8 protein-coding genes and 2 CRISPR repeat arrays are annotated in these 13,358 nt (G+C 67.4%); all 8 genes read right to left on the bottom strand.

Annotated features, from left to right (window positions below; translation table 11 throughout):
- Nucleotides 1-14: 14 nt before the first annotated feature.
- Nucleotides 15-531: a CRISPR direct-repeat array (repeat unit 29 nt; unit sequence CGGAACACCCCCGCGTCGGCGGGGAGGAC).
- Between the two features lie 17 nt (nucleotides 532-548).
- On the bottom strand, nucleotides 549-878 hold the full coding sequence (cas2e, locus tag ACFW2Y_RS29505) for a type I-E CRISPR-associated endoribonuclease Cas2e (protein ID WP_384885244.1): 330 nt from the start codon (nucleotides 876-878) through the stop codon (nucleotides 549-551).
- Nucleotides 879-884: 6 nt separating this feature from the next.
- A complete protein-coding gene (gene cas1e / locus ACFW2Y_RS29500; RefSeq protein ID WP_384885246.1) occupies nucleotides 885-1,826 on the bottom strand; it encodes a type I-E CRISPR-associated endonuclease Cas1e in 942 nt (313 codons plus the stop codon).
- Between the two features lie 56 nt (nucleotides 1,827-1,882).
- On the bottom strand, nucleotides 1,883-2,536 hold the full coding sequence (cas6e, locus tag ACFW2Y_RS29495; RefSeq protein ID WP_384885242.1) for a type I-E CRISPR-associated protein Cas6/Cse3/CasE: 654 nt from the start codon (nucleotides 2,534-2,536) through the stop codon (nucleotides 1,883-1,885).
- Nucleotides 2,533-3,312, bottom strand: coding sequence for a type I-E CRISPR-associated protein Cas5/CasD (gene cas5e, locus ACFW2Y_RS29490; RefSeq protein WP_384885240.1), 780 nt, complete (start codon nucleotides 3,310-3,312; stop codon nucleotides 2,533-2,535). The genes cas6e and cas5e overlap by 4 nt, the downstream gene beginning before the upstream one ends.
- The gene (cas7e, locus tag ACFW2Y_RS29485; protein ID WP_384885238.1) at nucleotides 3,309-4,436 is read right to left on the bottom strand and encodes a type I-E CRISPR-associated protein Cas7/Cse4/CasC; all 1,128 of its coding nucleotides are present in this window, start codon (nucleotides 4,434-4,436) and stop codon (nucleotides 3,309-3,311) included. Before cas7e ends, cas5e begins: the two co-directional genes overlap by 4 nt.
- Complete coding sequence (casB, locus tag ACFW2Y_RS29480; RefSeq protein WP_384885236.1) at nucleotides 4,436-5,092, bottom strand: type I-E CRISPR-associated protein Cse2/CasB; 657 nt, start codon at nucleotides 5,090-5,092, stop codon at nucleotides 4,436-4,438. The genes cas7e and casB overlap by 1 nt, the downstream gene beginning before the upstream one ends.
- Before the next feature lie 10 nt (nucleotides 5,093-5,102).
- Nucleotides 5,103-6,707, bottom strand: coding sequence for a type I-E CRISPR-associated protein Cse1/CasA (gene casA / locus ACFW2Y_RS29475; protein ID WP_384885234.1), 1,605 nt, complete (start codon nucleotides 6,705-6,707; stop codon nucleotides 5,103-5,105).
- Nucleotides 6,708-7,322: 615 nt separating this feature from the next.
- Nucleotides 7,323-10,220, bottom strand: coding sequence for a CRISPR-associated helicase Cas3' (gene cas3 / locus ACFW2Y_RS29470; protein ID WP_384885245.1), 2,898 nt, complete (start codon nucleotides 10,218-10,220; stop codon nucleotides 7,323-7,325).
- Nucleotides 10,221-10,409: 189 nt separating this feature from the next.
- A CRISPR array of direct repeats spans nucleotides 10,410-13,063; the repeat unit is 29 nt; unit sequence GTCTTCCCCACCGTCGTGGGGGTGTTCCG.
- Nucleotides 13,064-13,358: the final 295 nt, after the last annotated feature.

Raw genomic sequence — 13,358 nt, 5'->3', positions numbered from 1 at the left:
GTACACCAGCCCCTCGGAACACCCCCGCGTCGGCGGGGAGGACGCCTCACGGATGGTCAGGCCGTCCTCCCACGCCGGAACACCCCCGCGTCGGCGGGGAGGACGGGAAGACGATCGCGGCGCCGGCCGTGGCCACCGGAACACCCCCGCGTCGGCGGGGAGGACGGGTTCCTCGGTTCCGTCACGGGCGCGCGGTGCGGAACACCCCCGCGTCGGCGGGGAGGACGACGGGGTGATGAGCACCTGCACGGGCTGCACCGGAACACCCCCGCGTCGGCGGGGAGGACGAGTCACGCCATACCTCATGGGCAACGGGGGTCGGAACACCCCCGCGTCGGCGGGGAGGACCCGCCGCCCCCGTCCATCCCTCCGTCCATGGCCGGAACACCCCCGCGTCGGCGGGGAGGACTGCTCGAAGAGGTTGTCCGGTGCCTCTCCGGTCGGAACACCCCCGCGTCGGCGGGGAGGACAACCGGCAGTAGTGGCAGCGCGCGCCGTCCGCCGGAACACCCCCGCGTCGGCGGGGAGGACCCTTTCTGACCTGCGGCTTAAAAAGGGCTTTGCGAGTTATTTACCTCTAGTGGAGAGGGTGACGCTCCCATCATTCTCATCAAGGTGATCCCATCAAAGTCCTCGGGTACCCGACGCCGGCTCCCTGCTGTACGAATGCTGTAGCCCTGTTCTGTCGGAGCTGGATGTACGAGGACAGCCGCTCCGTCCCCGACGACCTGGGTGACGGCCTCCCAGAGTTCGTCGCGGACTCGAGCAGAGACCGAGCCGACGAAGATGCCTGCTACAACCTCTGTCGTCCATCGGCTGAGGGCACCGCGCAAGTGATCGGGGACTGCGGTGGTGGCGATGACGAGCATGGACGGCATGAGGTATCAGGTCTCCCCGTGTGCGTAGTTGACGCCGGCCGGCAGGACGCCCTCTCGCGGGTCCCAGAGATGAACCATCTGCACGTCGCGGCGGTCGAGGCGATCGTCATCTTCGTCGTCTGGCTTGTCGTCGGCTGGGGTGAGGAGCGTCTGGATGTCCCGGACGATCCGCGGCAGCAGGCGCACGAGACGGAGTTCCTCACGGAACTTTCGGCGTGCTTCCTGCTCGGGGTTGGCGGACTGGTGGAGGGAGAAGGCTACGGGCAGGGTGAGATCGGCTTTGTAGAGGTCGGCGATGTCATAGACGAAGGCGTGCTGCGTGCCGGCATGGACGAATCCGAGAGCGGGGGAACATCCCAGTGCGAGCAGGGCAGCGTGCACGATGCCGTACAGGCATGTGTTCGCTGCCGACAGGGCGAGGTTGACGGGGTCCTGTTGGTCCCATTGGTCGGGGCGATAGTTGCGGCGGAAGCGGCCGATGCCGTGCTGTTGGGCGAGTAGCCGGTAGAGGGCTTTCATCCTCTGGCCCTCGAGGCCGCGGAGCGTGTGGAGAGTGACGTCGGCGGGCACGTCTTCGGCGTCGAAGCGCATGCCGTACATGCGTACGGCGATATTGAGGCGGCGTGCTGGGTCTGCCCAACTGGTTGCCTGCTGCTCGAGCCAGTGGGTGGTCAGTGAGGGGGGCAGGATGCCGGCGTAGGCACGCACGCCGCCCGATCCGGTGCAGACCACGCTCGTGCCGTGGCGGGCGAGGGTGGCCAGGGCGCGGGTGGTGATGGAGACGCCAGGTCCGAGGAGCAGGCAGGAGAGTGCCGCGGTGGGGATGTAGACGGTGTCGGTGCGGTCTTCCGTTGCCTGGATCTGGGCGCAGACGCCGGTGTCGTCCTGAACGACGCGGACCATGTCCAGGTAGAGGAAGGAGAGGGAGTCCGCGACGCGCGGGAGCATGGCGAGTGTGGGGGTGGCGAGGCGGGCACGCGCGTCGCCACCCTTTCGGGGTGCGCTCATGTCGTGGTGGCTGGGGCGAGGCTGAGGAGTCCTGCTCCGTACGGTTTTCCGCGGCCGATGCCCTGGAGGAGGGCTTGGGTGAGGGCGACGGGGTCGGTGATGGTGGCCGTCCCGTCGTAGCGGATGAGGCTGTGCCGTATGGGTGGTGCGTTTCTGCCGTGGGGGCGGACGGGGCGCAGTGGTGTGGAGACCGTGGAAGTTAGGTGGAGGCCGGCTTCGCCGGCGCGTCTGGCCCACCACTGGTCGGCCTCCGCGCCTGAGAGAGGGACGATCTTTCCGCGCTTGTTTCTCTGTTCTAGGGGCAGACGTTCGCGTTTTACCGGGTTGAGAGCGATGCGGTACCGCACGCCGAGTCCCGGCCTGAGTGCGGCGAACATCGGCTTGAGTTGCTTGATGCGGACGTCGCCGTATCCGGTGGGCAGGCCGGCGTGGTCGAGTGGGACTGTGGCCTGGACGAGGACGGTGCTGGTCTTGTCGTCCTCGTCGATGCGGAAGAGGAAGCCGGTGTCGTGCCGGGGGGTGTCGCCGAGGTTGTCGGGGATCATCCGCATCAGGGTGCGGTGCATTTCGGTCGTATCGCGCAGGTCTCGCTGTACGGCGCGGCTGTGGGGGTTCAAACGGATGCGGGCAATTTCTGCGGAGGGGGTCATGCAGTGGCCTCCAGGGCGTAGTCGATCAGGCGTCGGTGGAGGTCGGCCGGCTCGGCGAGGAGCGACTGGGGCAGGTGCTCCGTCGTCCGGTAGAGGTGGCGTTTGCCGTGGATACGGCCTTGGGGTGCGAAGCTGATGGGCATGTCCTGAGCGCTCAGGTTGATGACGCTGCCGGTGCCGTCGGCCGGTGGATGCTCCCGCAGGAAGTCCACCCGGACCATGCCCGTGCCGCTGCGGCGCGCAGGTTGCCGGTCGCCGCGGTATGGGCTGCTGAGTGGGACTCGGGTGCGTAGTTCGACTTCGGGGTCGTCGATGCCAGTGCGCAGCAGGAAGGGCTCGTCGGGGGCGCAGGATCGGCGCCCTAGATGGGGTGCCCAGTGCGGGGATTCGAGTGCTGTCCCGATGCGTTCGATGTCGTTGTCCGCTCCCGTGACGGCGACGACGAATACGGCGTCGGCGAGGTAGTGCCTGCGGGTGATCACTGCCGCGCCCTTGTTGCCGCCGCCGGCCGTGGCGGCGGTGCGGTTCTTCGGGTAGCCGCCGCCGACCGTGTGGTAGTCGCTCAGCAGGACGCCGGGGCGGTCTACGCGCACGGTGAACTCCAAGGCCGCGTAATCTTGCGGGTTTTCCTCGCGTCCTCTGCCTTCGGCTGCGGAGATCAGGCCGATGAGTCCGGAGCGGGTCGGGAAGGACGCGGTGTCGCGGACGGCGGGGAATGCCGCGCGTTCGCCCCAGGACTGCAGTGGTCCGGCCAACCGCAGCAGCAGGCTCGTCACTTCTCGCTCCCGGCGGCCGGGAAGGCCGCTTCGACAGCGGCGTCGATGAGGCTGGGGAAGGATGCGTGGGCGGTGCCGAGGCCGGCCAGCTCTCCTTCGCCGGTCCGGGCGTATCCGTGGAAGGTGCGATTGCGGTCGCCGGTGAGCCGGTTGAGGTCGGATGCGTAGGACGACAGTCGGCTGATCGACGGGGCGCTGAAGCCGCCAGTGACATCGGCGGTGATCGGTGCCTCGAACGCTCCGGCGAGGGAGAGGGGGCGTTGGGCGCGGACAGCGAGGTAGGCGAGGTCCGGGATGGTGTGAGGAGCGGTGCTGGTCCGCTTGGCCTGCGGCAGGCTCATCAGGAACTGGTCGGCGAAGGAGGCCAGGACGGTACGGGCGGCTTTCTCGTCACCGTCGAGGTTTTTGAGAAGGTCGGTGATGTTGACGGACGCGAATCGGTAGAAGACGCCGGCGCTGAACTCGGCGGTGTCGAGGTGCCCGCTGCCCGTTTCCGCCTCGCCGAGCCAGTCGTCCACCGCGGTGAAGTAGTCCCGCTGGGGCTCACTGGCATGGGTAGTGAAGGCGTGCGCGACCTGTGCGGCGCCATCGACGTTCGCGCCGGGGAGTTCGGCGAGCATGCGGCCGAGAAGACTGATGGAGGCGGTGCGCCGCTTGAGGATCTCCTCAATTCTGAGGGTAGGCAGCAGCACCCCAGGGGTCTTTTTGCCCAGTCCCTTCTCCAGCGCCTCGCGGTGGTCCAGGCACACGGTGACGAGTTCGTCGATCCCGGACTCGGGGAGGAAGAGCAGGACGGAGGTGTGTCCCGCACTCTCCGTGCCGAGGCCCTTCTTTCCGGCGCTGGCGGCTACCTGCTTCCCTGCGAACGCAGCGAGGTCGGCGGGCCAACTGGCCTGGCTCTCCAGGGCCTCCTTGACTTTGACCGGCACCTGGCGGGTTCGGGTCGCCTTCTCTCCCAGGTCTCCTTCCACTCCGAGGCGGATCTCCCTCTTCCAGGACTGGCTGGAGACGCGGATCCGCGTGGCGTTGCCGTAACGGACGGTCTTGGGTGAACCCAGGTCGTCGCGGTTGAGGTTGGCGGTCGGCACCGACTGGATGGCGCTCAGGTCCAGAAACAGGGACATCAGTGGTTCTCCTCGGAGGTGCTGGATGATTCGTCGTCATAAGGGAGTTCACGGGTGCGGACGCGGAAGTAGCTCTCGAGCCAGCGGGTCGCGATGCGGTCCTGGTCGCGGTTCCACCACGTGAGGTCGTAGAGCAGCACGGCCCAGTCGAGGGTGACGCCCTTGCTGAGCAGTTGCCGCGTCAGAGCGGGAAGCCGGAGGTGGATCGCATCACTGGACTGCCGGGCCATCAGATGAAGATCCGACTCGGCCGTATCCGGCTTGATGATCTTCTTGTTGACGGCCTCGGCGAGCGATGCCCCCAGGTTGGGGCGCCTCCACCAATCCGCTGCCTGGGCACCGTCGTCGAGTGTCCCCGATTCCGCCTCTTCCTCTTCGGTGGCCGCTTGCACCTCCGCGTCACGAGCGGCACGCGGTCGCCCCGCGATCAGGGAAGCGATGGCGTAGTACGCCCGACGGGTATCCGGGTGCTGGACGTCTTCGTCCATCAGGCGCGGCACGAGCAGTCGGTGCATGTAGTTGGAACGCTCCACCGGCTTTCCCAGACCGCTTCGGAGATCGGCCCGGTTCTTCTTGTTCTCGCACAGCTTGAGAACGTAGGCGACGTAGGCGCTTTGCTGCGCTAGACGATCGACCGGAGGCTTGGATGCGGGCATTGAGGTCATTTCACTTCCCTGGGGCGGTCATGGTCGGCTTCGGCAAGGCAGAGCGAATCACTGTGCGCGCCCTGTTCCGAGCCCGGGCGACGCGCACGTCCGCGCTGCGCGCGCCGATCGCCTCGTCCAAGGCGTCGAGGGCAATTTGCACGAAGGGTGGGTATGGCGCCGAGTCGACCAGATCAGGGGTAGCCAGCTCCCAAAAGACCTGCTCGCCAGCCGCCCAGAAGCGGCTGACGGCGAGAGCTGCCCAAGGCCCCTGCTTCTTGGGGTCCAGCCTCACCTTGGCCGAGGAGTCCTCTACCGGATCCGTGGCCAGCTTCCACGCCAGACGTGCGGCATAGCGCAGTTTGTCCGCGACATCTTCGGCGGCCTGGTGACAGCGCGCCACATGCTCGGCCATTCCCGGGTATGGGCTGAGTTCCGGATTCGTGTGCTGCTGCCAAGCGAGGACGGGCGGGGTGGTGGCCTCGAACCAGATGTTGTCACGCTGCTGACCGTCCTGGTCGAAGCCGTAGGCCCGAACCCGTAGGCGCTCTGCCAAGCTGCGAGGCAGATGGTCCAGGGCGCTTGGCCGCTGCGTCTGGCTGTCACCGATCAGGAGCAGCGCGTCGAGGTCGCGCCACAGCGCCCTGTGCCCGTCGGCGGGGCGCGCAAAAGGCGCGCCTTCGCCAGACCGAGGCATGTCGAGGATGACGTGCGGGTCCCGCACGGCTGGAGACGGCTGATGGGTGGACCAGGTCACGTACGCGTCCACAGCCTCCCGGCCGTCGGACGACGGCACCAGAAGGACAGCGTGACGCGCACGCCCCGTCAACATGCGGCCCGGCCAGGTGTACGGGCGCAGCGTGCCGAGCGGGTCAGGGAGCTCGTCCTCCCACGGACACAGGTCGTTCCCCTCTGCCCCGCTTCCCGGCGTGGGCACACCGAGCACCAGAGTGGTGAACAAATCCGAGGCCCATGTGTGAAAAGAGATTGCCTTCCGCAGAGGCCCCGCATCCCCGCTGCCTGCGCGCACCGTCGTGATACGACGCGGCGTGCACTGACCCGACGGCCCGTAATACAGCATCGCAATCAGATGCCACGCCGCGACAGCCGCGGGCACCGCCACAGGGGCCGCATCATTGAAGTGGCCGAAGAGAACAGCACCGTTGACACCAGTCGGCCGTCCGATGACGAGCTTGTTGATACCGGACGAGTTGGGCCTGCCCTTGGTGTCCACGCACTCGCTGCGCAGCCGGGGGTCCTGGAGGAACGGACGCTGCGCATCGAAGAGATCGAAACGACCGGTGAGCGTCTCGTCGTCGAAGTAGGCGTCCACCGCGTTGGGATCGAACCTTCCCTGCTTCAGGACGCGGGCCCGCAGTGCGAACCACTCCTCGGCGTCCTCGGCCGTGTCCTCGTCGCAGAGCCCCAGACCGTCCTCCTGGGCGATCCGGGACGCCAACGCCGCGAGGATTCGCAGCAGTCCGGAGGCGGCCGGTGGCACCGGAAGCTCGATATCGTCGATCTCGTGCGCACGGTGGAACAACTGCCTGAGGCCCACCTGGACGGACTGGCCGCGGACCCGTACCGGAATCCACGGCTCGTTGCGCAGGTCGAAACTTTCCGACAACTCCAACCCCTTAAGAGCCGGCCCCCAGGTGGGGCGGAATACCTACTTGGAACACTGAAGCACCAGCCACTGACAAGTCGTCTGCGCGAGCGTGCGAAGGCCAGTAGGCCACTGCGAGGCTCCTCGTGTACGCAACTTACTGAAGCCGTAAGTGACCCGGTTTGCCTTGGATCCCACCCTTGCGGCGCAGCGCGCCCGCTTGATCTTCGCCAAGGCGCCCGTAGTGCCGGACTCGACCGTGCCAAGCCTCCCGAAGGAGTACCTGTGCCTTGCATGTCAGCATCCGTCACCACTGCCGTCGACTGGCCAGTGCCACGTTCCTGGGGTGCGATTTCGCTGATCGTGATCGTCGTCCTGGTCCTGAGCCCCAGCGCCACGCAATGTGCGGCCTACGGGGCACTTGTGATGGCCATCACCGATGCGGCACGACACCAGCGATGACCACCAGTGCACTGTGACCGGCCGGAGCCGTTGTGAGAGTTAAGCTGCACCACGCGACCGGAGGCATCATCTCCTCGCCGCTGCGAGGGTGTACCACCGTAGGTGACACGGTGTCTCAGTTCAGCATGAAGTCCCCGCCGATGTGGGGGTGTTGCATGCGCTGGCAGCGGTGACTCAAGAGCGCAGGAGGCCCAGCTCCTCGTCGAGCAGAAGGTGCTTGCCTCCGACCGTGACTGCCTGGACCTCGTGGTCGCGCACCGGCAGGTGCACGACCACGAGGTCACCCAGCATCGCGTGCTCGGACCAGTCCGCCGGGGGTTGGTGCCGTTCCCGCTCGCCCTTGAACCATTCCGCGTTGACCGGGATGGTTCGGCCCATAACGGCTCGTACATCGGAGAGTTCCATCCGGCCGCCTGCCGCGGCCCTGGGCAGTGGCCGCTCTCCCGCCAGGTCGAGCGTGACCGTCCCGTTTGGATGCGCGTAGACGCACAGGAGACGTATCGAGTTTGCCCCCAAACGGGTGGACGCCTCCCATTCATCCTCCTCGCCTTGCAGGTGGTGGAGCTGGTTCAGCCTCGTGACGTGGCCCACGAGGGGGATGGCCAGGAGAGCACCAACGCCTTTTTGTGCGATGGTCTTGCCTACATGGGCCACCCAAGCCTCCGCCGTGTCCGAGAGGCTCCAGTCGAATCGATCACTTCGGTCGCCGTGCACTCTCTCGACGAGTTCCTGGACGTCCTCGGGGATGCAGATCCCCTGCGTTCCACGCTCATGAAGCGTCGACGAGGTCTCCTTGAGGAGAGCTTCCGTGTAGACCTCGCCCCATTGCACGGGGACACCGCCCTGACCTGCGATCGGGTCCAGCACCACCAGGCGCGGTCCCGTCGCCGCTGCCCAGGCCGGACGTTTCCGCCCGCCTGGATAGCCGTGGCGCACCCACCAAGTCTCATGACGCCAACACCGCCCAGCCCGCTGCAACAGGAGCGCGAGCGGGGCGAGGTCACTGATCACGACATCAGCATCCAGGTCCAGTGACTGCTCGACGACTTGAGTGGCGACGACGACCCTTCGCTGCGGCCTGGGCCCCCCTCGTCCCATTCCGGACGTCACCGCCTTGGTCCGCCTCTCCCGCACGTCACCAGGAAACCGGGCATGCAGCAGCTGCAGATCGTGTTCCTCTCCCTCGCGCTGCCCGGACAGTGCCAGCCCACTCCCACCGAAGTGTCTCTTGAGGTGCTCGTACGTCTCCTGCGCCTGCGCAACCGTATTGCAAACGACCAGAGCACAGCCGCCCTCGTCAGTGACGACGGGCTCCAACAAGCGCTCGATCACCGAGAGCCGACCTCGCCGTCCGCCCTGCGCGTGATGGACGACGGGCTCGATCTGCACCTCCAGGCGCATGCGACGCTCCTGTGCCTGCGCCTGCTGTGCCCTGGGCTCGATCTGCTTGGAGTGGCCGTCACTCGCATCCACGTACAACCAGCCCGGATAGGGAGCCTGGAAGGTTCGGCCCTCCCGCTGCTTGCGCTTGAGCCCCGCGCCCTGCAGATACTCCTTGACCAGCTTGTCACTGACTGAGGACGGCAGCGTCGCCGACAACAGGATCACCGGCACGCCGTACCTGCCGAGCCAGTTGAGCAGTCGGCCCAGTAGGACCTGCATGTAGGAATCGTAGGCGTGTGCCTCGTCGACGATGAACGTCTTCCCCGAGAGAGCAAGCAGCCGCAGGGCGTTGTGCCGAACCGGCAAGACCGCCATCAGAGCTTGATCGATGGTGCCCACCGTGTACTGAGCAAGCAACGGCCGCTTGGCCCCGAACAACCAGCTCGACGGGCGCATCGCAGCCAGGTGCCTCGCAGTCTGCTTCTCGGCCGTCGTAGCGTCGTCCTCGCCCTCACACACCAACACCCGCCCACCTGCCTGAAGGTCCCCAGCGGCGTAAGCACTGCTCAACCACGCCATACTGTGCGTCAGCGTCAGACCTGCCTCCGTTCCATCTTGCCTGGCCAGAATCTGAGCGATACGGCTGTGCATTTGATCGCTCGTCGCCATGGTCGGCAGGAGAAACGCGAACCCGCGTGTGCCGAAGGCCCGTGACAGGAGGCGCTCGGCCTCCAACGCCGCCTCACTCTTCCCGTCGCCCGGTGCAGCCGTCACCAGCATGATCCCCGCCTTAGGCGCGCCACCCCCCGTCCCACCGCGGAGCGGAGCCAGACCGTCGACGATCGAGCGCTGCAACGGGTTCGGCTCACCCGTGATCCCGTACGCCTCCGCGAACCCCTTGCGCTTCAGATCCACAGGCATGAGACCGGCCTCACGCACCAAGGCTTCAGCATCCCTCAGCGACATCTCAAAGTGACGAGCAAGAGAGGGATCAAGCTGTCGCTGCCGGCGCCGAAGATACCCCTCCTGGCTGACCAACCAGTCAGCCAGGATCACCACGCCAGTCACCAGCACAGCCGCCGGAGCACGGAACCTCGTCGGAGGAGAAGGATCGCCCAGAGCGTCAAGGACTGCGGCAGCATGGGCCTCACGCTGCCGTGCCCACATTGCGCCACCGAGATGCGAGTGACGCGATGGGTGCGTCCTTTGCGGGTCGAACCGGTGGAAACGCCCGTGGTGCCCGCCCAGCACCTCAGCGATACGCTCGATCTCCGCGTCCACCGTCGTACCAAAGCCCAGAGCCTCCAGAACGGCGGGTACCGCTTCCATCCCGGCGATGTCGTGCCCGAGCCGCTCGACGCCGATCCTTCCCGGATCACCCGCCAGCGAGTCACTCAAGCCGCTGCGCCCTCGAGCATCGCAGAACTGGAACCCGGAGAGCTTCCCGATGTCGTGCAGCCCCGCGCAGAGCGCGGTCAGAGCGCGTGCCCGATCCGGCGCATCGGACAAGCCGAAACCCTCGGCGATGGCCAGCCTCTGGTTGTCGGACAAGTAGTGGTCCCACAAGAACAGGGCAATCGCCGCAGCATCCAGCAGGTGCCTCACCAGCGGATAGGCCGGAAGCTTGGGATCCAACCCCCGAGACTTTCCCCACGCCGTCTCATCAGGAGCTGTGTCCGGCCGTCGCATCATGAGTATTCCCCTACCGTCCGCGCGCTCGGCCCGTGTCGTCGGAGCCCGTCCACGTCTACTCCACCATGCGGCACTGACAACACGCGGGTGAACGGTCGGGTAGCTTTGCGGCATGCGCTTCAGTACCCGGCCAGCAGCGCTGGTAAAGCAATTGCAAAGCCTCTGCTGAGTTGCAGGTCACGAAGGGTCTTCCCCACCGTCGTGGGGGTGTTCCGCGGGTGTTCGCAGTACTCGCACCCGTCGCAGGGTCTTCCCCACCGTCGTGGGGGTGTTCCGAACAACTGCGCCCCGCCGAAGCAGTCCTCGACGTCTTCCCCACCGTCGTGGGGGTGTTCCGAGGACGGGGGTCCCCTGGGAGACCCCGAACGCGTCTTCCCCACCGTCGTGGGGGTGTTCCGCGGTACGTGTACGGCGCGAAGGGCCCCAGCTCGTCTTCCCCACCGTCGTGGGGGTGTTCCGATGAGCGGGGGCGGGCGGTGAATACGGACGACGTCTTCCCCACCGTCGTGGGGGTGTTCCGCGCCAGCCCGCCCCCAGCGCACCCGAGCCCATGTCTTCCCCACCGTCGTGGGGGTGTTCCGTTCTCCGGCGTGCGGAGCTGACGGCGGCGGTCGTCTTCCCCACCGTCGTGGGGGTGTTCCGGCGTCCGGCCCGTGCCGCGTGCCGGCCGCATCGTCTTCCCCACCGTCGTGGGGGTGTTCCGGAGGTGTCTCCACCGCGGACGACGGCGATCTGCGTCTTCCCCACCGTCGTGGGGGTGTTCCGAACCTCTCCGGCGGCGTCGTCTCCGCCAGCGTGTCTTCCCCACCGTCGTGGGGGTGTTCCGCTCCGCCAACGGGGCCCGAACCTGATCTACGCGTCTTCCCCACCGTCGTGGGGGTGTTCCGCGTGTCGTACCAGTCGGGCCGGAACGTCTCGTGTCTTCCCCACCGTCGTGGGGGTGTTCCGGCGGCCTTTCCCATCAACGCGGGTGCCGTCCGGTCTTCCCCACCGTCGTGGGGGTGTTCCGGACGCGGTCGGCTTCGTCCAGGCGCTCCTTGAGTCTTCCCCACCGTCGTGGGGGTGTTCCGCCGGCGCCCCCGAAGGGCGGCCGGGTGTGGGTGTCTTCCCCACCGTCGTGGGGGTGTTCCGAGGTAGGGAGAGAGGCGGGGAGGCGGGGAGGCGTCTTCCCCACCGTCGTGGGGGTGTTCCGGTCCCAGTACGGGTGGGGTCGATCCGGGCCGAGTCTTCCCCACCGTCGTGGGGGTGTTCCGCTGGCCGGGTACTGGCGCGTCGCCACCATCCCGTCTTCCCCACCGTCGTGGGGGTGTTCCGCGGTCGTCCAGGCGGTGCATGGCCTGGGCGGGGTCTTCCCCACCGTCGTGGGGGTGTTCCGGTGAACGTGCACAACTACGCCGGCCGCATCGAGTCTTCCCCACCGTCGTGGGGGTGTTCCGGATTCCGTGATCTCGCTGGGGTGCCGAAGATCGTCTTCCCCACCGTCGTGGGGGTGTTCCGGGCGCAGCCGCACTTGAGATGCCCACGGAGACGTCTTCCCCACCGTCGTGGGGGTGTTCCGGACTCGCGGGAGACGGCCCAGGCCAGCAGTTCGTCTTCCCCACCGACGTGGGGGTGTTCCGAGCTCACCTCGACCGTGACCGGCGTCGTGATCGTCTTCCCCACCGACGTGGGGGTGTTCCGCTCGCCGAGGCGCAGGCCCTCCGCGTGGCCGAGTCTTCCCCACCGACGTGGGGGTGTTCCGACGCTCGGGCGTCCGGCCGCGCTCGACGAGGGGTCTTCCCCACCGACGTGGGGGTGTTCCGACCACGTTCCTGCACGTCATCAACGGCGACGCCGTCTTCCCCACCGACGTGGGGGTGTTCCGCTGCACGTCGTCGAAGTCGGGAACTGGCGCACGTCTTCCCCACCGACGTGGGGGTGTTCCGTCGCGGTGGCGATCGGCCGCAACCACATGACGGTCTTCCCCACCGACGTGGGGGTGTTCCGCTGTGGCGGATGCCCTGGGGACCTCGCTGCCCGTCTTCCCCACCGACGTGGGGGTGTTCCGCGGACGCGTGGCGGCGCTGGCTGCTGCGCACGGTCTTCCCCACCGACGTGGGGGTGTTCCGCCCGCCGCCGCAGTCCCGCCCCCGCCCTGGACGTCTTCCCCACCGACGTGGGGGTGTTCCGGCCGAGGAGAGCCGCACGCAGGCGGAGAACCGGTCTTCCCCACCGACGTGGGGGTGTTCCGCGAACGAGGCTTCATCTCCGTCAACATCACCCGTCTTCCCCACCGACGTGGGGGTGTTCCGTACCAGATCCGCAGGCGGTACGTCGAGGATCCGTCTTCCCCACCGACGTGGGGGTGTTCCGTCGTGCCCGCAGTCCATCGGCTCACCCGGCAGGTCTTCCCCACCGACGTGGGGGTGTTCCGATCTGACCGCACATGCCCGGCCCCGGGCGACAGTCTTCCCCACCGATGTGGGGGTGTTCCGCCCGGCACCATTCGAGTCTGGGAGACGCGCGGGTCTTCCCCACCGACGTGGGGGTGTTCCGCCGACCTCCAGGCCATCGCCCGCACCGCCGGCGTCTTCCCCACCGACGTGGGGGTGTTCCGCCGCACTTCACCCGCTACTTCGAGCAGGGCTCGTCTTCCCCACCGACGTGGGGGTGTTCCGCAGCTCCGGTCCACGATGCTCGCGACCGCGCGGTCTTTCCCACCGACGTGGGGGTGTTCCGTGGGCGGGATGTACCTGTGGGAGGAGCCGGGGGTCTTCCCCACCGACGTGGGGGTGTTCCGGTCCAGGGCGCCGGGGAGACGCGGATTGCGGCGTCTTCCCCACCGACGTGGGGGTGTTCCGCCGCCGCCAAGGCCACCGCCCAGTGGATCGCAGTGAGCCTCCGCCAACTTGAAGTCGCAGGTCAAAGGACTGGTGTGACCGGTCCCCGGGGCGCTCATGCTGGTCGTGGGCGGAAGTCCACGGAGAAGATTGTCTGTCAGCACGGTTGGGCCGGAGAGAAAGGCGATGCAGCAGCGTCGGCGGATGTGCGAGGCTTCTGTCCCTAGGGAGCGTATTTGGTTGTGATCATCAGGTGGTCCGGGTGAGGTCTTTGAGCCAGATCATCGAGGCGCGTAGGTAGAGGCCGGCGAGGTAG

This window comes from Streptomyces sp. NPDC058877 (assembly GCF_042742855.1).
In the GTDB taxonomy this organism is placed as follows: Bacteria; Actinomycetota; Actinomycetes; order Streptomycetales; family Streptomycetaceae; genus Streptomyces.
Note: the sequence above shows the minus strand (reverse complement) of the source record. Positions and strands in the feature narration are given on the sequence as shown.

What these genes read in the sequence shown, in the direction of transcription:
- cas2e (WP_384885244.1), bottom strand. Translation starts at nt 878, where the DNA reads ATGCCGTCCATGCTCGTCATCGCCACCACCGCAGTCCCCGATCACTTG.
- cas1e (WP_384885246.1), bottom strand. Translation starts at nt 1,826, where the DNA reads ATGCTCCCGCGCGTCGCGGACTCCCTCTCCTTCCTCTACCTGGACATG.
- cas6e (WP_384885242.1), bottom strand. Translation starts at nt 2,536, where the DNA reads ATGACCCCCTCCGCAGAAATTGCCCGCATCCGTTTGAACCCCCACAGC.
- cas7e (WP_384885238.1), bottom strand. Translation starts at nt 4,436, where the DNA reads ATGTCCCTGTTTCTGGACCTGAGCGCCATCCAGTCGGTGCCGACCGCC.
- casB (WP_384885236.1), bottom strand. Translation starts at nt 5,092, where the DNA reads ATGCCCGCATCCAAGCCTCCGGTCGATCGTCTAGCGCAGCAAAGCGCC.
- cas3 (WP_384885245.1), bottom strand. Translation starts at nt 10,220, where the DNA reads ATGCGACGGCCGGACACAGCTCCTGATGAGACGGCGTGGGGAAAGTCT.